Source organism: Paraburkholderia sp. USG1, from assembly GCF_031570135.1.
Classification (GTDB): Bacteria; Pseudomonadota; Gammaproteobacteria; order Burkholderiales; family Burkholderiaceae; genus Paraburkholderia; species Paraburkholderia dioscoreae.
In genome coordinates this window covers 146,049-167,828 of the sequence record NZ_JAMWXW010000009.1, presented here as the reverse complement: position 1 = coordinate 167,828, position 21,780 = coordinate 146,049, and the positions used below count along the sequence as shown (strand labels likewise).

The 21,780-nt window shown below is 64.3% G+C and carries 14 protein-coding genes and 1 pseudogene; 8 read left to right on the top strand and 7 right to left on the bottom strand.

What is annotated here, in order from left to right; translation table 11 throughout:
* The first annotated feature begins 18 nt into the window (after nt 1-18).
* Complete coding sequence (locus NE850_RS14580; protein ID WP_007179213.1) at nt 19-573, top strand: cob(I)yrinic acid a,c-diamide adenosyltransferase; 555 nt, start codon at nt 19-21, stop codon at nt 571-573.
* Nucleotides 574-648: 75 nt separating this feature from the next.
* Here the strand turns inward: NE850_RS14580 and NE850_RS14575 are convergent.
* The 5 genes and pseudogenes from NE850_RS14575 to NE850_RS14555 all read right to left on the bottom strand — a co-directional run.
* A pseudogene (locus tag NE850_RS14575) lies at nt 649-834 on the bottom strand (helix-turn-helix domain-containing protein); the annotation flags it as partial.
* Between the two features lie 104 nt (nt 835-938).
* Nucleotides 939-2,012, bottom strand: a complete 1,074-nt coding sequence (gene aroG, locus NE850_RS14570) for a 3-deoxy-7-phosphoheptulonate synthase AroG (protein WP_007179212.1) — start codon at nt 2,010-2,012, stop codon at nt 939-941.
* Nucleotides 2,013-2,389: 377 nt separating this feature from the next.
* Entirely contained in the window at nt 2,390-3,856 is a 1,467-nt protein-coding gene (gene tldD / locus NE850_RS14565) for a metalloprotease TldD (RefSeq protein WP_007179211.1), read from the bottom strand.
* Nucleotides 3,857-3,976: 120 nt separating this feature from the next.
* On the bottom strand, nt 3,977-4,828 hold the full coding sequence (locus NE850_RS14560) for a carbon-nitrogen hydrolase family protein (protein WP_007179210.1): 852 nt from the start codon (nt 4,826-4,828) through the stop codon (nt 3,977-3,979).
* 125 nt (nt 4,829-4,953) lie between these two features.
* Nucleotides 4,954-9,144, bottom strand: coding sequence for a YhdP family protein (locus NE850_RS14555; protein WP_035517670.1), 4,191 nt, complete (start codon nt 9,142-9,144; stop codon nt 4,954-4,956).
* 183 nt (nt 9,145-9,327) lie between these two features.
* Between NE850_RS14555 and glnE the strand changes: the two genes are divergently transcribed.
* Complete coding sequence (gene glnE / locus NE850_RS14550) at nt 9,328-12,123, top strand: bifunctional [glutamate--ammonia ligase]-adenylyl-L-tyrosine phosphorylase/[glutamate--ammonia-ligase] adenylyltransferase (RefSeq protein WP_310698881.1); 2,796 nt, start codon at nt 9,328-9,330, stop codon at nt 12,121-12,123.
* A 54-nt stretch (nt 12,124-12,177) separates the two neighbouring features.
* Here the strand turns inward: glnE and recN are convergent, their stop codons facing one another.
* Together recN and NE850_RS14540 are read right to left on the bottom strand one after the other, a co-directional pair.
* The gene (gene recN / locus NE850_RS14545) at nt 12,178-13,848 is read right to left on the bottom strand and encodes a DNA repair protein RecN (RefSeq protein ID WP_007179207.1); all 1,671 of its coding nucleotides are present in this window, start codon (nt 13,846-13,848) and stop codon (nt 12,178-12,180) included.
* Nucleotides 13,849-13,919: 71 nt separating this feature from the next.
* On the bottom strand, nt 13,920-14,822 hold the full coding sequence (locus tag NE850_RS14540; protein WP_007179206.1) for an NAD kinase: 903 nt from the start codon (nt 14,820-14,822) through the stop codon (nt 13,920-13,922).
* A 330-nt stretch (nt 14,823-15,152) separates the two neighbouring features.
* Here NE850_RS14540 and hrcA point away from each other — a divergent pair, with 330 nt between their 5' ends.
* The 6 genes from hrcA to dnaK all read left to right on the top strand — a co-directional run bounded on the left by hrcA (nt 15,153) and on the right by dnaK (nt 21,556).
* Nucleotides 15,153-16,172 (top strand): heat-inducible transcriptional repressor HrcA, encoded by a 1,020-nt coding sequence (gene hrcA / locus NE850_RS14535; RefSeq protein WP_011486855.1) that lies wholly within the window; start codon nt 15,153-15,155, stop codon nt 16,170-16,172.
* 174 nt (nt 16,173-16,346) lie between these two features.
* Nucleotides 16,347-17,417, top strand: a complete 1,071-nt coding sequence (gene hemH, locus NE850_RS14530; protein ID WP_007179204.1) for a ferrochelatase — start codon at nt 16,347-16,349, stop codon at nt 17,415-17,417.
* 8 nt (nt 17,418-17,425) lie between these two features.
* Nucleotides 17,426-17,833, top strand: coding sequence for an RNA-binding S4 domain-containing protein (locus NE850_RS14525; RefSeq protein WP_007179203.1), 408 nt, complete (start codon nt 17,426-17,428; stop codon nt 17,831-17,833).
* Between the two features lie 520 nt (nt 17,834-18,353).
* Complete coding sequence (gene grpE, locus NE850_RS14520; RefSeq protein WP_007179202.1) at nt 18,354-18,938, top strand: nucleotide exchange factor GrpE; 585 nt, start codon at nt 18,354-18,356, stop codon at nt 18,936-18,938.
* A 44-nt stretch (nt 18,939-18,982) separates the two neighbouring features.
* On the top strand, nt 18,983-19,441 hold the full coding sequence (locus NE850_RS14515) for a co-chaperone YbbN (protein ID WP_007179201.1): 459 nt from the start codon (nt 18,983-18,985) through the stop codon (nt 19,439-19,441).
* 153 nt (nt 19,442-19,594) lie between these two features.
* The gene (gene dnaK / locus NE850_RS14510) at nt 19,595-21,556 is read left to right on the top strand and encodes a molecular chaperone DnaK (protein ID WP_007179200.1); all 1,962 of its coding nucleotides are present in this window, start codon (nt 19,595-19,597) and stop codon (nt 21,554-21,556) included.
* Nucleotides 21,557-21,780: the final 224 nt, after the last annotated feature.

The window sequence follows — 21,780 nt, the reverse complement described above, 5'->3', positions numbered from 1 at the left end:
GAATGCATGGGAGACATGATGGGCAATCGCTTGAGCAAAATCGCCACCCGCACGGGTGATGACGGCACCACGGGCCTCGGCGACGGCAGCCGTGTGCGCAAAGACAGCGCGCGGATCGCCGCGATCGGTGACGTGGACGAACTCAACTCGAATGTCGGCGTGCTGCTGTGTGAAACCTTACCGGACAAGGTACGGGCAGCGCTGGTCACGATCCAGCATGACCTGTTCGACCTGGGCGGAGAGCTGTGCATTCCCGGCCACACGATGATTACCGACCGGCAACTCGGACAACTCGACGACTGGCTGGCCGACTACAACGCGGCGTTGCCGCCGCTGAAGGAGTTCATCCTGCCGGGCGGCTCGCGCGCGGCCTCGCTCGCGCATGTGTGCCGCACCGTGTGCCGGCGTGCTGAACGGGCGATCGTTGCGTTAGGCGAACACGAGACTATTAATGCCGCACCGCGCCAGTATGTGAACCGGCTGTCCGATCTGTTGTTCGTGCTCGCGCGCGTGCTCAACCGTGTGGACGGCGGTACTGACGTGCTGTGGCAACACGAGCGCCGCGCAAGCTAGCGCGGAGCCGTGGCAAGACGCGCGTGATAGCGCGACGACGCATGCACGATCACATGCATTGGTGAGTCTTGCATGTTAGCCGACTGCCAGCGTGACCGGCTTGCCGATCCGGCTCATCATTTCCACGAGCGTGTCGATGGTGAACTTGGTGGTCTTCTTGTTGACCACGTCGGACACGCGCGGGCGCGACACCATCAGAATCTCGGCCGCCTCGGCCTGCTTCAGATGATGCTGTTCGATCCAGGTGGACAGTTCCGTCATACGGTACAGAGGCGGTTAAGGGCGCGCCATTTGTCCGTTCGGCCAATAAAGAAACCCGGCTTTAGCCGGGTTTCTTTGCATCCACTGCTGCAATCAGCGCGGCTTCAGTTGCCGCTGCCGCGTGCCACACGGCGCTGCTTCACCGCGTCGGCGAGGCCTTCCAGCACGGCGACACTTTCATCCCAGCCGATGCATGCGTCGGTAATGCTCTGGCCGTACGTCAGCGCGCAGCCTTCCTGCAGATCCTGGCGGCCTGCCACCAGATTCGATTCCACCATCACGCCGACAATCCGTTCGTCGCCCGAAGCAATCTGGCGGCCGATATCCGCACACACCGGAATCTGATTCTCGTGCTTCTTCGAGCTGTTCGCGTGGCTCGCGTCGATCATCAGACGCGCGGCGAGACCGGCCTTGCCGATGTCCGCGCACGCGGCGTTGACGCTGTCCGCGTCGTAGTTCGGCGTCTTGCCGCCGCGCAGAATGATGTGGCAGTCCTCATTGCCCGCGGTCGACACGATCGCCGAGTGGCCGCCCTTGGTGACCGACAGGAAATGGTGCGGCTGCGAGGCGGCCTTGATCGCGTCGACCGCGATTTTGACGTTGCCGTCCGTGCCATTCTTGAAGCCGACTGGGCACGACAGGCCCGAAGCCAGTTCGCGGTGCACTTGCGATTCGGTGGTGCGCGCGCCGATTGCGCCCCACGAGATCAGGTCGGCGATGTACTGCGGGCTGATCATGTCGAGGTATTCGGTGCCGGCCGGCAGGCCGAACTCGTTGATGCGCAACAGCAACTCGCGCGCGGTGCGCAGGCCTTCGTTGATCTTGAAGCTGTTGTCCATGTGCGGGTCGTTGATGAGACCCTTCCAGCCCACGGTCGTGCGCGGTTTTTCGAAGTACACGCGCATGACGATTTCGAGCTCGCCGGCAAAACGCTTGCGCTGCTCGACCAGGCGCCCCGCGTATTCCATGGCCGCCTTCGTATCGTGAATCGAGCACGGTCCGATGATCACGATCAAGCGGTCTTCCATGCCGTGCAGAATGCGATGCATCGCGGTGCGCGAGTTGTAGATCACGTCGGACACCGTTTCGTCGCAGGCGAATTCACGGATCAGGTGAGCGGGCGGCGTGAGTTCTTTCAATTCGCGGATGCGGACATCGTCGGTGTTGTGCGGGGGCATGTTGTTCTCCAATCGGTTCGTAGCGTGTTCGCGCGGGCAGTCAGGATTACGATGAAGCGGCGATGCCAGAGCGGACAACCATCAAAAATAAAGTTTCAAAGGCACGGGGCGAAAAAAAACCGCCAGACTGGCTGGCGGTTTTTCGGGAATTCTCGGTGTTCTGCGTGCACTAACACCCCTCTCGATCCGCCAGCGGTCTGAGATGCCAAAAAAAGTAAAAGTAAAACTTGGCGGACATGACGAATGAGGTCGCAGGTCAAAAAGGGTGAGTGACTTTATAACCCGGTCAGGCTGCACTTGCAAGCTGCGGGCCATAAAAATGCGGGAAATCCGCATATTTCTCGCAATGCATGCACGAAGTATGCATTTGCAGCGAATCAGGCAGTGCCGCCAACCGTCATCCGGTCGATCCGCAGCGTGGGCTGGCCGACGCCCACCGGCACGCTCTGGCCTTCCTTGCCGCACACGCCGACGCCCGAATCGAGCTTCATGTCGTTGCCGATCATGCTGACGTATTTAAGCGATTCCGGGCCGCTGCCGATCAGCGTCGCGCCCTTCACCGGGTACGTGACCTTGCCGTCTTCGATCATGTACGCCTCGGAAGCCGAGAACACGAACTTGCCGTTGGTGATGTCCACCTGGCCGCCGCCGAAGTTCACCGCATACAAACCGTTCTTCACGGAGGCGATGATTTCCTGCGGATCCTTGTCGCCATTGAGCATGTACGTGTTGGTCATGCGCGGCATGGGCAGCGCCGCATACGACTCACGGCGCGCATTGCCCGTGACCGGCATCTTCATCAGACGCGCGTTCAGCGTGTCCTGGATGTAGCCCTTCAGGATGCCGTCTTCGATCAGCGTGGTGCACTGGGTCGGATTGCCTTCGTCGTCGATATTGAGCGAGCCGCGGCGGTTCGGCAGCGTGCCGTCGTCCACTACGGTCACGCCCTTGGCCGCCACCTGTTCGCCGATTCGGCCCGCGAATGCCGACGAACCCTTGCGGTTGAAGTCGCCTTCCAGACCGTGGCCGATCGCTTCGTGTAGCAGCACGCCGGGCCAGCCCGGTCCGAGCACGACGGTCATGGCACCGGCCGGCGCCGGACGGGCTTCGAGGTTCACCAGCGCCGCATGCACGGCGTCGTCGACGTAGCCTGACAGCACGTCGTCGGTGAAATAGGCGTAGTCGAAGCGGCCGCCGCCGCCGCCGCTGCCGATTTCGCGGCGGCCGTTCTGCTCGGCGATCACCGTGACCGACACACGCACGAGCGGCCGGATGTCGGCCGCGAAGCCGCCGTCGCTGCGCGCGACCAGCACCACGTCGTATTCACCGGCGAGGCCCGCCATGACTTGCTGGATGCGCGGATCGCGGCCGCGCGCCATCTTTTCGATGCGTTCGAGCAGCTTGACCTTGGCGGTGGCGTCGAGCGAATGGAGCGGATCGGCCGGCAGATAAAGATCGCGCCCGGCAATGCCGGTCAGCGACGAGGCCACCTTGATCTTCTGCTTGCCGCCGCCCGCCTTGGCGATCGAACGGGTGGCGAGCGCCGCCTGACGGATCGCTTCGGGCGACAGGTCGTCCGAATAGGCGAACGCCGTGCGGTCGCCCGACACGGCGCGCACGCCGACGCCCTGGTCGATGCTGAAGCTGCCGGACTTCACGATGCCTTCTTCGAGACTCCACGCTTCGCTGCGCGTGTACTGGAAGTACAGGTCGGCGTAGTCGATCTTGTGCGTGAAGATTTCGGCGAGCGTGCGGGTGAGCAGGGCTTCGTCGAGACCATAGGGCGTCAGGAGGATGTCCTTGGCGGTGGCGAGATTACGGATACCGGGTTCGATGATGTTCATGCGAAGTGTGTTCTGCTCGATACGAAGGATTCAGTTAGCGCCTCAATCACTCACCAGATGAGTACAGGGCGCCGCAGTTTCAATGTCACGCGAGTGGGTTTATCAACTGGATCAGGTGAGTCAACTGAGCACACGATGACGCCAGGCGGGCAGACTCTGTCGCACTTCGTCGATGCGCGCACGCTCGAGATTGCCGGCGACCACGCCTGCGCCTTCGTCGCGCACCGCGACGATTTCGCCCCACGGGTCGATCAGCATGCTGTGGCCCCACGTACGGCGGCCATTTTCATGTTTGCCGCCTTGCGCCGCGGCCAGCACGTAACACTGATTTTCGACCGCCCGCGCGCGCAGCAGCATTTCCCAATGCGCGCGGCCGGTCGTGTAAGTGAACGCCGACGGCACCACGATCAGCGTGCAGTCGCCCATGCGCCGGTACAGCTCCGGAAAGCGCAGATCGTAGCAGACCGACAGGCCCACGCGGCCGAACGGCGCCTCGAAGCTGCGCACTTCGCCGCCGGGGCAGATGGTGCGCGCTTCGTCGAACGATTCCGCGCCCTTTTCGAAGTTGAACAGATGGATCTTGTCGTAGCGCGCGGCCTCGTTGCCCTGCGGGTCGAACACCAGCGTGGTGTTCAGCACGCGCGAGGCTTCAGGCGACATCAACGGCAGCGTGCCGCCGATTACCCAGACGTGGTGGCGGCGCGCGGCGTCGGCGAGAAAGCGCTGGATCGGTCCGTCCTGATAGGGCTCGCGCACGGCGAGCTTGTCCGTGTCCTTGAAGCCCATGAAGCAGAAGTACTCAGGCAACAGGACGAGTTGCGCGCCTTCGGCGGCGGCTTCGGCGATCAGACGCGCGGCTTCGGCGAGATTGCGCTCGCGATCCGGTGTGCTCACCATTTGCAGCGCGGCGACACGGAAGGCGCTTTCCAGGGAACCGCTGGACACGGTTGAAGAGACCTGTGTTTCGCTCATGAGCGTTCGGAAAACTCCCGGCAAGGCGGCGCGATTCGCTTGCGCCGCATACGTCGTTCAAGACTGGCTGGGGCCGCTCGTGCCGCACGGCGCCTGTCTGACCGGGGAAAGGGTCGGATACAGGCTCAGTGCGCTTCCACGGTCGAAGCCGGAGCGTCCATCTTACCGCGATCGCTCTTCACCCGCTCGACGTGCGGTTTCGACCACGAGCCGGTGATCGCATACTCCCGCGCGAACGCGTGCGAGATCGACTGGCTGAACGCCAGATCGGCCACCAGCGCGCCCAGTCCGAGCAGCGGATTGATGACCGTCGCAGCGATCACGGCGGCGCCGGCGCTAACCGTCGGCACGATCTGGACGTGCAGATTCTGGGTTTCCTGGGCGAGATCCACCGAGCCTTTCATCTCGGCGCGCGCCGGCGCGGTGACCATCTCGAAGTTCTCGGTGCGGCCAATGCCGTTATGAATCTGCGCGGTGCCGGTAACGTGCTCGAACGGCAGGCCTTCGCCGATCACGTCGCGAAAGTTCAGGGTGGCGAAGCGAGCGAGGCTTTGCAGGCTGAGCACGCCCAGCAGCTTGGCGACACCCGGATCGACCTTGAGGATCTGGCCATGGCGCAGATCGACGGCCAGATTGCCGTTGAGCGTCGGATAGTCGATCCGGGTCGGGCCGCCTTGCCACACCATCTTGCCCGAAAGCGAGCCGGCGCCCGCCTTGAGCGTGCGCGGCTGGCCGAACCGTTCGAGCAGCGCGCCGGCGTCCTTGATGTCGAGCTTGAAATCGAACACGGTGCGCCGCGGCGTGGCTTCGTCGGTGCTGTTGCCGAATTCGGTCGAGGTGCGCCAGTTCGCGGTGGCACTGAGCGTGGCGGCGGGGTTGGCGATGTCGAGCTTGTCGAGTTGCCAGACCGGCACGCCGTCTTCGTCGAAGTTGTGCGCGTCGACTTCGAGACGGCCGACGTTGTGGTCGCGCACGATCAGTTCGTTGACGACCAGATCGATGGACGGCATGTTCTGCGCGGGCGCCGACATGGCCTGGCCGAGCAGATCCTTGTCGGTGGCCGACGGAATCACCACCCGGGCAAAGCGCGCCTGCAGCGTACCGGGCGACTCCCTGGTCGGGCCCGGCAGCCAGGACACGTGGCCGGACACCTGGTTCGAAGCGATGTTCGCCTGCCACGTGCGATCCGCATGCGACGCGCCGACGATCACGCTGTCCCAGTGGCGCTTTAGCAGCGTCAGCGTGCCGATATGCACCGCGAAACGGCTCGGCAGGAATTGCGCGACGGTGGGGTTCGGTGCGGCCGGCGTTGCCGCGGCGGGTGCGGGCGTATCTTTACCGCGCAATTGCGTGACCAGCGCGCGCCAGGCGTCGGCGTCGAATGCGTCCAGGTCGACGGCGGCGATCACGCCTTCGGACGGCAGGTCGGCGGGCCGGTTCACGCCGACCGCGCCGCGCACCACGGTCGGCGGCGTTTTCGGCTGGTAACGCAGCAGATAGGTGGCGGCGAGCGGGCCGAAGGTGAGGTCGGCGCGCTCCAGTCCCGCTTCGCCCGGCGCGGCGGACGGGCCGACGGCGAAGCGCAGCGGCATCGGCGTGCCGACCGGCTTGTTGAACGGCGCGGGGAAGTCGAGCGCGAGGCCGGTCAGATCGGAGTTCGCCGTCACTTCGGGCAGCCGTCCCTTCGCGCCCCGCACGTTGAGCGCGTAGGGCGCGCTGCCGCTCATGCGCGTCAGCACCTGCGCGCCCGGGCCATGCAGATCGAGTCCGCGCGCCGCGTCGACTGCGATATGGCCGCCCAGGTCAAGTGCGTACGTGCCGTCCTGCTTCAGACCGCCGTTCGCATGCACGTCGCCGCCGAGGAATTGTCCCGAGAGCCGGTCCACCTGCGCCGTGTGCTCGGTAAACCGCACCTTGCCCTTCAACTGCGACAGCGGCGGCACGTTCTCGACGCTCAGGCGGTTGCTCTGGAAGCCGACCGCGCCCTCCACGCCGATATGCGGCTTCGGCGTACGCGGTACCGTCAGCTTGAGCGCGAGCGACGCCGGCCCTTCGGCGCGCACCTTGTCGGTCTCGTGCTTCGCCATGATGCCGAGCGAGCTGGCGTTCACGTAGTCGAGCATGTCGGCGAGCGGCCCGTGGCCGTCGCCCTTGATGACGAGGCTCGACGCCCTGGTGCCGAGGTCGTCGATCCTGCCGTTGACGCCGGTGAGCGCGACCTGCTTGTAATGCGCCCGGTCGATGTCGAAGCGCATCACGTTCTGCCTGAGTTCGAACACGCCGTCGATGCCGTCGAGCGCCGGCCATACGTTCGGCGTGCCGTTCCTCATCTTGCGCGGCGGGTACGGCGTCGGATCGAACTTGCCGCCCCTGAACGGAGCGACGATGTGGAACAGTCCGGCGCTCGGGTCGCGCGAATAGGGGAATTTGGTCAGGTCGCCGTGCACCTCGATGGTCGCGCCGTGCGACATGCCGGCCTGCAAGCCGTGGCCCAGATAGATGCGCAGCTTTTCGCTGATGCTGGTCGGCAGATAGCGGGCGATGCGCGTCACCTGCGCGCGCTGGAAGTCGGCTTTCAGATCGAGCGAACCGCGCCCGTGGCCCGGGTTGCTGTAGTCGGCGGTGGCGGTGGCCGCGACGTCGGCGTTCGAAACGCCGAAATCGGCCAGCTTCACGGTGAAGGCCGGGTGGTTCTCGCCCGGCGCTTTCGGCGTGATGGTCCAGTCGGCGCGGCCATGCAGACGGTCGAGCTTGAGGCGCGGATCGTCGAACACGCCCGGCAATGTAATGGCGACGTTGGAGGTATCGAGCAGGGCGGTGCCGTGGGTTTCGTCGGCGTCCACGCTGCCCCACAAATTCTCGATGCCGGGAATGCCCGCGCGCGGGTGATTCAGCGGCGTGAGCCCCGGCGGCGGTTCCTGGGCGGCGACACTGATGCCTTGCAGATCGCCCTTGAAGCGATAGCGCTCGATCGGCTCGGCGCCGCTCGGGTGATGGTCGTTGCCCGCTTCGCCCGACTCCGGTTTGGCGCGCTCGACTTCGATCAGGTAATTGGCCACCAGGCCGCGTGGGTTGTAGCGCACGAGATTGTTCAGCAGACGCCGCGACAGCGGCAACGCCCGGCTGAATTCGGCGAGGATGCCCAGGTCGACACGATCGCCGCTCACACTGACCAGTTGCCCGTGTTGCTGCGAGGCGGTCCGGTAGCGTCCGTTCAGCGTGGTGAGCGCGAGCGTGCGCGTGAGCGGCGTGCCGTCGTCGAGTGGCGGCTGGCCGAGTTCGGCGTGAAACTGGCTCAGTTGCAGCTTGTAGTCGCCCTCTTCGGCTTCGAGGCGCCACATGAAATTGGCGACCGGCACGAGCAGCTTAGGTTGGGTCGGACGCACCCGCATGGCGACGTCGGCGCCGGCGAGTTGCCCGCTTGCCGATTTCATGCGGCCCTCGGCGAAGTCGATCCAGATTGCATTGTCGATGCGGCCGGCAAACGTCTCGATCGGGAAATTGACGTAGCGCGCGAGCGTCGGCAGATCGACCGGGCCGGTCGACACGTACACCTGGCCAGTCCAGTTGATCGGCTTGCCGATTGCGGAGAGCGGCGCGTGTCTGAAATGCGTGCGGAAATCGAGCGGGCCGTTCAGAACATGCCCCTCGGCGGGCGCCTGCAGCGCCAGCCGGTGATCGTAGCCGTCGTTGAGAATCGCGATCCGGATATCGCGCAGGGCCAACTCCGGCGCGGCGTGCTGCGCATCGCGCCAGCGCAGTACGCCGCCGCGCACCACGATTGCCTGTTGGCGTAATAGCCAGGTGGTCAGCACGTCGTTGCCGCTGTGGCGTGTGGGCACCGGCACGCCCGCCACCGAGAGCACGCCGTCGCTGCTGCGTGCCACCAGCACGTCCGGCTGATCGACGATCAGGCTGGACAGCGCCGGATGAAACTGCCAGAGCGACTTCCACGAGAGCGTGGCGGTGGCGTGCGGAATCGTCAGCGCGGTCTTGCCGTCGCGGTCACGGATCACGAGATTGGTGACGTCGAGGCCCGGCTGGAAGCCGCTCCAGTACGGCGCGAGCTTGCCGATGCTGAACTGCGCGTGCAGTTTCTCCGAGACGATGGCTTCGATGCGCGGGCGGAACGAGTCGGCGCGCGGCAGCACCACGTAGCGCAACGCGAGAAACAGCCCGGTCGCTACAAAGTACAGCACGAGCGCGATCGCGAGGACCACGTGAAAGGTCCGACGCAGCACGATGTGGTCGCTTCCGCTCACAGGCCGGCTCTGCCCGGTTTCGTGAGGGTCGGCGGATTCGTTTCGCTCGGACATGCTGCGGCGGGTGGGCGTATGGTAGTTTTGCGAATTAACGACGAAATGTAACACACGGGAAAGCGTAGACGGACTTCCTGCAAACCCTGTCTGCATGCCGTCTCGCGACCTGCGCGAGGCTGCCGCGCCGATGTGCTACTGCGAATTGAATAACGCTTATCAAGCAACGAGCGAGCCAGACCCTTGAAGACTGACGCCACTCTCCTGAGTTCCACCTATTCACACTACGCGGCGCGTGCCGCCGCCGCCCGCCCGCAACTCGTGGCGCAGGTGGCGGCGCTCGCGTCCGTGCCGCTGACCCGCGAGCGTATCGACGCGCGCTTCGACGCGTTGTGCGCCGAAGCGGCCGGCGCGAGCGGTGCGCCATTGAGTGAAGATGCACTCAAACGGGCGCTGCGCCAATTGCGCACGGAGGTGTTTTGCGCCGTGATGGAGCGCGATCTGGCGGGCGAGGCGGACGTCGCCGAAGTGACCGGCGCGATGACCGATCTGGCGGAGACGACGATCCAGCGGGCGCTAGCCGTGCTGTCCGCCGAACTCGAAGTGCTGTACGGCGAGCCGCGCGGACCGCACGGCGAACGGCTCTCGCTCGGCGTAGTGGGGATGGGCAAGCTGGGCGGGCGCGAACTGAATGTGTCGTCGGACATCGATCTGATCTTCATTTATGAAGAGGATGGCGAGACTGCGGGCGGCCACCGCTCGCCGATCGCCACGCAGGAGTTTTTCACACGCCTCGGCAAGCGCCTGATCGCCGCCCTCGCGGAAGTCACCGCCGACGGCTACGTGTTCCGGGTCGACATGCGGCTGCGGCCGAACGGCGACTCGGGTCCGCTCGTCTGCAGCCTGGGCATGCTCGAAGAATATTTCTACGTGCAAGGCCGCGAGTGGGAGCGCTACGCGTGGATCAAGGGCCGTCTCGTGTCCGAAGGCGCGAGCGACGCGGCGCAGCGGCTGCAGAAGCAGCTCGACGCGATCGTCACGCCGTTCGTCTACCGCCGCTATCTCGACTTCGGCGTGATCAGCGCGATTCGCGCGCTGCATCTGCAGATTCGCCAGGAGGCGCAGCGCCGCGCTTCCATGCGGCCCGACAAGGCCGACGACATCAAGCTCGGACGCGGCGGCATCCGCGAAATCGAATTCAGCGCGCAGGTGTTCCAGTTGATCCGCGGCGGCCAGGACGCGGGCTTTCGCGTGCGGCCGACGCTCGCCGTGCTGCGGCATGCGGCCACGCACGGGCTGATCGACACCTCGGTCTGCGTGAAGCTCTCGCAGGCCTATCGCTTCCTGCGCGAACTCGAACACCGTCTGCAATACCGTAACGACGCGCAAACCCATGCCATGCCGGTCGATCCCGAAGAGCGCGTGGCGCTCGCTCACGCAATGGGTTGCGACGACTACGCGGCGCTGATGGCAAAGCTCGATGCGCATCGCGAATTCGTCGAACAGCAGTTCGATCAGATTTTCGCCGACAAGGTGAGCGGTCGCGACGGCTGCGGCGCGCCCGAAGACGGCGCCGCCGCGTGGGTGTGGAGCAGCGCGCTCGCCGACGACAGCGCCGACGATGTCCTGCAGGCGCGCCTTGTCGAACTCGGCGTGGCCGAGCCGGGCGAACTGCTCGCGCGGCTGCGCGCGGTGTGGCAGTCGTCGCGTTATGCGGGGCTGGCCGAGCGCAGCCGGCAACGTTTCGACATCGTCGCGCAACGCGCGCTCGAAGCCGCGCGCACGCTGGAGCCCGCCGAGCGGCGCGGCGATACGGTGGCGCGCTTCTTCGACCTGCTCGAAGCGGTGAGCCGGCGCGGCGCCTATCTGGCGCTGCTGACCGAATATCCGCAGGCGCTGCACCACGTGCTGTCGGTGCTCGGCGGCTCGCGTTGGGCGGCCGGCTATCTGATCCGCCATCCGCAACTGCTCGACGAACTGCTCGACGACGAAGCGATGGACAGTCCGTTCGACTGGCCCGAATTCAAGCGCACCTTGCGCCTGCGTCTGGCCGCCGCCGACGGCGTGGAGCAGCAGATGGATCTGCTGCGCCACGCGCACCAGGCGGAAGTGTTCCGCATTCTGCTGATCGATCTGGCGGGCAAGCTGAGCGTCGAGCATGTGAGCGACCGCCTGTCCGAACTCGCCGACGCCGTGCTCGACGTCACGCTCGAAGCCGTCTGGAGGCAATTGCCCAAGCGCCATCGCGACGTGCCGCGTTTTGCTGTGATCGCGTACGGCAAGCTGGGGGGCAAGGAACTGGGTTACGCATCCGACCTCGACGTGATCTTTCTCTACGACGATACCGACGATGCCGCAGCCGAGGTCTACTCCACCTACACCCGCCGCCTGATCACCTGGCTCACCACCGCGACCGGCGCCGGCACCCTGTTCGACGTGGACTTGCGCCTGCGGCCGAACGGCGAATCGGGCCTGCTCGTCACCGATCTGGACGCGTTCCGCCGTTACCAGTTGCGCGAAGGCGACGCGGCCAATACGGCGTGGGTGTGGGAGCATCAGGCATTGAGCCGGGCCCGTTACTGCGCGGGCGACACCGAGATCGGCGTGAAATTCGAGGCCATCCGCGAACAGGTGCTGACCACGCCGCGCGAGGCGGCGCCGCTCGCGAAGGAGATCGTCGAGATGCGCGAGCGCGTCGAGGCCGGACATCCGAACCATACGGCGCTGTTCGATCTGAAGCACGACCGCGGCGGGATGGTGGATATCGAATTCACCGTGCAGTACTGGGTACTGTTGCACGCGGCAAGCGACCCCGAACTGATCCGCAATACCGGCAACATTGCGTTGCTGCGCGAAGTGTCGCGCTTCGGCCTGATGAGCGAGGCGGAGGCGGAGACGGTCGGCGCGGCGTATCGCACCTACCGCAAGCTGCAGCACAAGCTGCGGCTGGACGGGATGGAGAAGGCGCGGGTCGAGCCGGCGCTGGTGGCCACGGAACGCGAGGCCGTGCTGGGGTTGTGGAAGCGCGTGTTCGGGTGAAGGCGCGGGTTGATCCGCGCTCGGGTGGCGAGGATCAACCCGCCTGGTGAACAACTAGGCCGCCAGCATTTCCTTCGCGTGCTTGCGGGTGGTCGGAGTGATCTCCAGGCCGCCGAGCATCCGCGCCACTTCTTCGATGCGGCTCGCCTTGTCGAGCGAGGTCACGCTGCTGACCGTGCCGCCTTTGCCGTTGCCCGCCTTGGCGACCTGGAAATGATGGTCGCCGCGCGCGGCGACTTGCGGCAAGTGCGTCACGCACAGCACCTGGCGCTGCTGGCCGAGCTGATGCAGAAGCCGTCCGACCACTTCGGCGACGCCGCCGCCGATGCCCGTATCCACTTCGTCGAAAATCAGCGTGGGCGTGGGGCTGGCGGCGCTCGCGATCACTGCGAGGGCGAGGCTGATCCGCGCCAGTTCGCCGCCCGAGGCGACTTTGGCGAGTGGCCGCAGCGGCACGCCGGCATGACCGGCGACGCGGAACTCGACCTGTTCGAGCCCATGCGCGCCACCTTCGGGCAGCGGCACCAGCGCGACTTCGAAGCTGCCGCCTTTCATTGACAGTTCCTGCATGCCCGTGGTGACCGCCGCGCCCAGCGCCTTGCCGGCCTTGGCACGCGCTTTCGAGAGTTTCTTCGCCTCGGTCAGGAAGTTTTCTTTGGCTTTGGCTTCGGCGGCGTGCAGGCTGTCGAGGTCGGCGGCCGCGTCGAGCGCGGCCAGTTGCGCGCGGCGCGCCTCGTGTTCCTCCGGCAGCGTTTGCGGCTGCAGACGGAATTTGCGTGCGGCCGAATGCAACGCGTCCAGACGCTTTTCGACCTGCGCCAGCCGGTCCGGATCGAGTTCGAGCTTTTGCGCGTAATGGCTCAGCGAATAGGCCGCTTCCTGCAACTGGATTTCGGCCGGTTCGAGCGCGGCGAGTACATCGTTCAAGGCCGGATCGATCTCCGCCAGATCGCGCACCTTCGAGACGATCGAGGACAGATGCGTGATCATCGCCTCGTCCGATTCGGACAGCGCGCCGAGTGCGCCTTGCACGCCGTCGATCAGATTGGCCGAATGCGACAGCCGCCGGTGCTCCGAATTGACCTCTTCCCACTCGCCGGGCTGCGGCGCGAGTTTGTCCAGTTCGGTGAGCTGCCAGGCGAGGCGCTCGCGTTCCAGTTGCAGCTCACGGTCACGCGTTTGCGCATGCTCGACCGCCTGAACCCTCTCGCGCCATGTGCGCCATGCCCGCGTGACGGTAGCCGCCGTGTCGGACAGTCCGGCGTGAGTGTCGAACAGTTCGCGTTGCGCGTCAGGGCGCATCAGCAACTGGTGCGCGTGCTGGCCGTGAATATCCACCAGCATCTCGCCGACCTCGCGCAACTGCGCGAGCGTCGCCGCGGTGCCGTTGATGAACGCCCGCGAGCGGCCGTTGCCATCCACCACGCGCCGCAGCATCACGGTGCTGCCGTGATGACCGTCGCTGCCCGTCGTGCCGAGCGCCTGCTCGTCGAGCCATTGCTCGACCTGCGCATGGGTCTCGAATTCCGCCGTGATGTCCGCGCGGCTTTCGCCGGTGCGCACGACGTTCGCATCGGCACGGGCGCCGAGCGCGAGCGCCAGCGCGTCGATCAGGATCGACTTGCCGGCGCCGGTTTCGCCGGAAAAAACAGTGAAGCCGGTGTCGAATTCGAGATCGAGCGCGGCGACGATGACGAAGTCGCGTATCGAGAGGTGGCGAAGCATGGAGGTCGTCTGATGAGCTTGGTGGTCAGGGTTCGGCAGCGGCGGCGTTCGCGTTCCGGTGGCCTCGCCGCTCAGGGCTTGGGGTCTTCTTCGTGCGACGGGTATTCGTTCCAGTGCAGCTTCTTGCGCAGCGTGGCGAAATAGCTGTAGCCGACGGGATGCAGCATGGGCACCGTATGACGCGAGCGGCGCACTTCGATCGTGTCGCTCAGTTCGAGCGAGGTGAACGACTGCATGTCGAAATTGACGTTCACTTCGCGCCCCGAGACGATCTGGATGCTCACCTTGGAATCGTCCGGCAGCACGATCGGACGGTTCGACAGCGCGTGCGGAGCAATCGGCACCAGCACGATGCCCTGCAATTGCGGATGCAGAATCGGCCCTTGCGACGACAGCGCATAAGCGGTAGAGCCGGTGGGCGTGGCCACGATCAGGCCGTCCGAGCGCTGGTTGTACATGAAGCGGCCATCTACCGAGACATGCAGCTCCGCCATGCCTGAGAAACCGCTGCGGTTGACCACCACGTCGTTGAAGGCCAGCGCGTGATAGATCGGGTTGCCGTCGCGCATGATGCGCGCTTCGAGCAGCACGCGTTCTTCGCGTTCGAAATTGCCGGCCAGCATTTGCGGCACGATCTCGCGCATGTCGGAGATCGGAATGTCGGTAATGAAGCCAAGCCGCCCGTGGTTGATGCCGATCAAAGGCGTACGGTACGGCGCGAGCTGACGGCCGATGCCGAGCATGGTGCCGTCGCCGCCCAGCACCACGGCCACGTCGGCGCGCGCGCCGATCTCGGCGGGGCGCAGCGCCGGGTAGTCGGTGACGCCGATCTCGGCGGCGGTATCGGCTTCGAACACGACCTCGAAGCCGCGCTTCGCGATGCACAAGGCGAGCGCGGTCAACGGCTCGGCGATACCCGGCGTATTGTTGCGCCCGACGAGCGCGACGGTCTTGAACTGGCTGGTCACTTGCATGCCGGCATTACACCATAGGTGGGGCCTGAAAAGAACCGTGGGCAGACCCGGTGGCGAGCCGACGTGCGCGGGCCGCCAGCGCGTCTCGCGATTATCGTTAGAATGGTGAAGCCTTGATGACATGCGCGCCGGTTAAAGTGCGGCGGGGTGCCGGCAGCCGGGCCGCCCGGAAGGCGGCCCGCGACGTGGTCCGCAACGCGCCGGGCTGAACGCCGGCCAACGTGCCGGGCCGGAGGCAACGTGCCGCAGCGGCAAGCGGCGGCGCGTTCGTCAGGGATGGGCGCCCCTAGCGCTCGCGGTAGTCGTGCCATTGAGCTAAAATTTTCCGTCATGCTAGATCCTCGCGCACAAACCCTCCTCAAAACGCTGATCGAGCGCTACATCGCCGAAGGTCAGCCGGTCGGCTCGCGCACGTTGTCGCGCTATTCGGGTCTCGAACTCAGTCCCGCAACGATCCGCAACGTGATGTCCGACCTCGAGGATCTGGGGCTCGTGATCAGTCCGCATACTTCCGCGGGCCGCATTCCCACGCCGCGCGGCTATCGTCTGTTCGTGGACACCATGCTGACGGTGGAGTCCGCCGCTGACGAAGAAGCGGTGATGCGTACCGTCAAGACCACGCTGCAGGCGGGCGAGCCGCAGAAAATCGTCGCCGCGGCGGCCAGCGTGCTGTCCAACCTCTCGCAGTTCGCCGGCGTGGTGCTCACGCCGCGGCGCAGCCATGTGTTCAAGCAGATCGAGTTCATGCGCTTGTCGGACAAACGCATTCTGCTGATCATCGTCACGCCGGAAGGCGACGTGCAGAACCGCATCATGGCGACCCAGCGCGATTTCTCGCCGTCGCAACTTGTCGAGGCCTCCAACTACATCAACGCACACTTCGCGGGCCTCTCGTTCGACGACGTGCGCCGCCGCCTGCGCGAAGAAATCGACGAACTGCGCGGCGACATGACCACGCTGATGCATGCCGCCGTCACGGCCAGTACGGACGAAGCCGACACGGGCGAAACCGTGCTGATTTCGGGCGAGCGCAACCTGCTCGAAGTGGCCGACCTTTCGTCGGACATGGCGCGCTTGCGCAAGCTGTTCGATGTGTTCGACCAAAAGACCAGTCTCCTTCAGTTGCTCGACGTGTCGAGTCACGCGGCGGGCGTGCAGATTTTCATTGGCGGCGAGTCGAATCTCGTGCCGATCGAGGAAATGAGCGTGGTCACCGCGCCTTACGAGGTGAACGGCAAGATCGTCGGCACCTTGGGCGTGATCGGACCGACCCGCATGGCCTACAACCGCGTGATTCCGATTGTGGACATTACCGCGCGCCTGCTTTCGCTGACCCTCAGCCAGCAGTAAATAGCTTCGGCTTCCGGTGTTGGCTGTTCCAGCCACGAATAATGCGTGACGGCGCACGGCTTGCCAATTGGCCGAATGGCCAGGGGTGTCCGGCGGACCGGTGCATGCACCACGCCGCTATAATGGTTCTCACCTGAACCGACACTCCGCCTGAGCGGGTTACCTCTGCTGCCTATGCGCTTCGACCTCGAGCGGCCTTCACAGAACGCCACGTCACACCGTGTCGCTGTGCTGCTGATCAATCTCGGCACACCCGACGCGCCGACGCCGCGTGCGGTCCGCCGCTATCTCGCGCAGTTTCTATCCGATCCGCGCGTGGTCGAAATTCCGGCGCTGCTCTGGCAGATCATCTTGCGTTTGCTGATTCTGCCGTTTCGGGGCGTCGCTTCCGCCAAGAAGTACGCCGCGGTGTGGATGCCGGAAGGTTCACCGCTGCGCGTCCATACTGAGAAGCAGGTGGAGGGCTTGCGCCATCTGCTGCAACTGAACGACTACACGGTGCTCGTCGATTACGCGATGCGCTACGGCACGCCGGGTATTCCGGCCATGCTGAACCAGCTCAAGCTGGCGGGTGCCGAACGCGTGCTGCTCATGCCCATGTATCCGCAGTATTCGTCGTCCACCACCGCTACCGCTTTCGACGACGCCTTTTCGGCGCTCAAACGCATGCGCAATCAGCCGGAAATCCGCACGGTGCGCCAGTACGCCGATCATCCGGCCTACATTGCGGCGCTTGCCGCGCAGGTGCATCAATATTGGCATCAGCACGGCCGGCCGGATTTCGCCGCGGGCGACAAGCTGGTGCTGAGTTTTCACGGCGTGCCCAAACGCACGCTGGATCTCGGCGACCCATACCACGAGCAATGCCAGCAAACCGGCGCGCTGCTGATGCAGGCGCTCGAACTGACGCCGGTGGAATGCCGCATTACGTTCCAGTCGCGTTTCGGCAAGGCCGAGTGGTTGCAGCCGTACACGGCGCCCACGCTCAAAGAATTGGGCGCGGCGGGCGTGCGGCGCGCCGATGTGTTCTGTCCGGGCTTCACTGCCGACTGCCTTGAAACCATCGAGGAAATCGGCATGGAAGTGCGCGACGAATTCCTGCATGCGGGCGGCAAGGATTTCCATCGGATTGCCTGCCTGAATGCGTCGCAGGCGTGGATTGCCGCGTTGGGGGAAATCGTCGCGCAGAATCTGCAGGGCTGGCCGGTGCAGGCGCTGCCGGTGCCGCATACGACAGGAGCTTGAACAGGCTCATGAATTACGGGATTTCAACCGAAGCGGGCGCGAAACTGCGCATCGACAAATGGCTTTGGGCGGCGCGCTTCTTCAAGACGCGTTCGCTCGCGGCGGCGGCCGTCGAAAAAGGGCATGTGCGCATTGACGGCGCCAGCGTCAAGCCGGCCAAAGACGTGCGCGTCGGCGACCTGGTCGAGATCGAGATAGAGCGGATTGTGTGGCAAGTGGCGGTGCTGGGCATGTGCGACGTGCGCGGCCCGGCGAGCGTCGCACAAACGCTTTATGCGGAAACCGAAGAGAGCAGGGTGAAGCGGCAGGTCGAACAGGAGCGGCGCAAGACGTATCGCGAACCGGCGGCCGCATTGCACGGCCGGCCGACCAAGCGCGACCGGCGCACTATCGACAAACTTTCAGGTGGGGGTTGAACAGCTGTTCCATGGTTGCGTGCACACCGCCGTATTCGGTAGTGTGATCGTTGACAGCCCCGGACATGCAGATGGTCGTGGTGCCCGCAATCAGTACCAATGCGACCACCGAGATTGCAAAGGTCAGTTTCACGGTGCTCCCCTAGGGAAGGTTCAGGAGAAAGACGGGCGAATCGGGTGGAATTGCAATATGTCGGAAAGGCTTACGTCAGATTAGGGTTAACGCGTCTTTTCCGATGCTTTATTGGAGCATAGGCCACTTGCAGTCCGCACTCAATCTCAATCTGATTGCGCCGCAATAATGGTTGTAACCGGGCATTTCCGCCGTTCGGCCATGATACGAAAAGATCCGGGAGAGCCGCTTGAAATGGTTCTTTCCGGCCTCATCTGCCGTGTTGATTTGCGGTGGCTCGCGAAGTTGTCTGTCGCGATTTTGCAACGCACAAACCACGCCAGGTTTTTGCGCTGCCGTCACCGCCGGCTTTTACCTCGCTTTCACTTTTTAACGACTTTCAGCGACATGGAAAACACGCAAGAGAACCCGACGAGCCAGAATCCTAAGCCCGCCGAAGAAACCGCGCGCCAGGCCGCCGAGGCCGCGGCACCTCAACAGGAAGCAGCGGCGAACGCGGCGACCGACTCGCCGGCGAGCGCCGAGCAGGCTGCACTCGCCGAGGCTCAGGCAAAGATCGCCGAGTTGCAGGAAAGCTTCCTGCGGGCCAAGGCCGAGACCGAGAACGTGCGCCGCCGCGCTCAGGAAGACGTCGCCAAGGCGCACAAGTTTGCGATCGAGAGTTTTGCCGAGCATCTGCTGCCGGTGATCGACAGCCTCGAAGCAGCCGTCGCGCACTCGTCCGACGATCCTGCGAAGGTGCGCGAAGGCGTCGAACTCACGCTGCGCCAGCTCACCGGCGCACTGGAAAAGGGCCGCGTCGTCGCCCTGAATCCGGTGGGCGAGAAGTTCGACCCGCATCGCCATCAAGCCATTTCCATGGTGCCGGCCGACCAGGAGCCGAACACCGTGGTGGCCGTGCTGCAAAAGGGCTTCGTGATTGCCGATCGGGTGCTGCGTCCGGCACTCGTGACCGTCGCGGCCCCGAAGTAAGCACCGCCGGGCTTCGTAAGCCGTTTCGTCCGGCAGGCGCCGTCATGGCCAACATTCCCGTCGACGCCACCGCGTTCGCGGTCTTCGGCATGCAGGAGTTGAGCGCCGCGTCATTCGACGCGGCGCTCGCCGAAGCCGGGGATGAACTGGCCGTGGTGTTTTTCTGGGGTTTCGACTGCTTCAATTGCGAGATCGCCAAGAAGGCGATGCTGGCGCAGCCGGACGCGATTCGCGCACTCGGCCTCAAATGGTTTCACAGCAACGTTTACGAGCATCGCGAGCTGGGCCGGCGCTTCATGCTGCACGGGGTGCCAACATGGTTCTTCTTTTACCGCGGCAAGCGGCTCGGCCGGGCAACCGGCTGGCACGGCCTCGGGCAGTTCCAGGCCGCGGTCGCGGCCGCGCGGGAGAAGATCCGGGCAGGTAATGCTGAGAAAAACGCTGCAAAAACCGCCGGCGCGCAAGCTGATGGAGTAAATCTGGGCAAAAGTTCGCCCGATTGAAAAAAATTAAAGACCGCATCGCAAAAGAGGTCTTGAAAACGATGCGGACGCACTTATGTTGAGTGCAGGTAGGAATTGAGAGCGGATCGCCTTACCGCCAGCTAGGCAAACAAGGCGATTCCCGCAGCGATCAAAGTCAGGAGATTAGTAAAAATGGGCAAAATCATCGGCATCGACCTCGGCACGACCAACTCGTGCGTGGCGATCATGGAAGGCAATTCGGTCAAGGTGATCGAGAACTCGGAAGGCGCGCGCACCACGCCGTCGATCATCGCTTACATGGAAGACGGCGAGATTCTCGTCGGCGCGCCTGCGAAGCGTCAGTCGGTCACGAACCCGAAGAACACGTTGTACGCAGTCAAGCGCCTGATTGGCCGTCGCTTCGAAGAAAAAGAAGTGCAGAAAGACATCGGCCTGATGCCGTACAAGATCATCAAGGCCGATAACGGCGATGCATGGGTCGAAGTGCGCGACCAGAAGCTCGCTCCGCCGCAAATCTCCGCGGAAGTGCTGCGCAAGATGAAGAAGACCGCTGAAGACTATCTCGGCGAGCCGGTCACCGAGGCGGTGATCACGGTTCCCGCGTACTTCAACGACAGCCAGCGTCAGGCAACCAAAGATGCAGGCCGTATCGCCGGTCTGGAGGTGAAGCGGATCATCAACGAACCGACCGCGGCTGCTCTGGCTTTCGGCCTCGACAAGAACGAAAAGGGCGACCGCAAGATCGCGGTGTATGACCTGGGTGGCGGTACGTTCGACGTGTCGATCATCGAAATCGCGGATGTCGACGGTGAAAAGCAGTTCGAAGTGCTGTCCACGAACGGCGATACGTTCCTCGGCGGTGAAGACTTCGACCAGCGCATCATCGATTACATCATCGGCGAGTTCAAGAAAGAGCAGGGCGTCGATCTGTCGAAAGACGTGCTCGCGCTGCAACGCCTGAAGGAATCGGCTGAAAAGGCCAAGATCGAGCTGTCCTCGAGCCAGCAAACCGAAATCAACCTGCCGTACATCACGGCCGACGCGTCGGGTCCGAAGCATTTGAACCTGAAAATCACGCGTGCGAAGCTGGAAGCGCTGGTTGAAGAGCTGATCGAACGCACCATCGAACCGTGCCGCGTGGCGATCAAGGACGCAGGCGTGAAGGTCGGCGAAATCGACGACGTGATTCTGGTCGGCGGTATGACCCGCATGCCGAAGGTGCAGGAAAAGGTCAAGGAGTTCTTCGGCAAGGATCCGCGCCGTGACGTGAACCCGGACGAAGCCGTGGCCGTTGGCGCCGCGATCCAGGGTCAGGTGTTGTCGGGCGACCGCAAGGACGTTCTGCTGCTCGACGTGACCCCGCTGTCGCTCGGCATCGAAACGCTCGGCGGCGTGATGACGAAGATGATCAACAAGAACACCACGATCCCGACCAAGCACGCGCAGGTCTACTCGACGGCTGACGACAATCAGGGCGCCGTGACGATCAAGGTGTTCCAGGGCGAACGCGAAATGGCAGCCGGCAACAAGCTGCTGGGCGAGTTCAACCTGGAAGGCATTCCGCCGGCACCACGCGGCACGCCGCAGATCGAGGTGAGCTTCGACATCGACGCGAACGGCATTCTGCACGTCGGCGCGAAAGACAAGGCGACCGGCAAGGAAAACCGCATCACGATCAAGGCGAACTCGGGTCTGTCCGAAGCCGAAATCGAGAAGATGGTGAAGGACGCCGAAGCGAACGCCGAAGAAGATCACAAGCTGCGTGAGTTGGCCGATGCCCGCAACCAGGGCGACGCGCTGGTCCACAGCACGAAGAAGGCGCTCACCGAATATGGCGACAAGCTGGAAGCCGGCGAGAAGGAAAAGATCGAAACCGCGCTGAAGGATCTCGAAGAAACGCTGAAGAGCGGTTCGAGCGACAAGGCCACGATCGAAGCCAAGATCGAAGTGGTCGCCACCGCCTCGCAGAAGATGGGCGAGAAGATGTACGCCGACATGCAGGCTGCGCAAGGTGCTGAAGCCGCGGCAGCAGGCGCGGCGGGTGCGGGCGGCGCGGGTGCATCGGCTGGTGGCGCGAGCCAGCAGCAGGACGACGTGGTCGACGCCGAGTTCAAGGAAGTCAAGAAAGACTAAAGCCAGGTCGCATTTCGACCGTAAAGCCGCACACAGCAATGTGTGCGGCCCGGCTGCACAAGGGATTGCGTCCAACCGGGCGACATGAACGTGCGAAAGCGGTTATCGCGCCTGGCGAGCCTTTCGGGGCTCTCCGGGCACATTTGTTTTATGGAGGGCGTTGTTTTCAGGCCGTGTTGAAGGGGCATGAAACAGCGGCCGGACGAGTCGTGAGACTCCAGCAT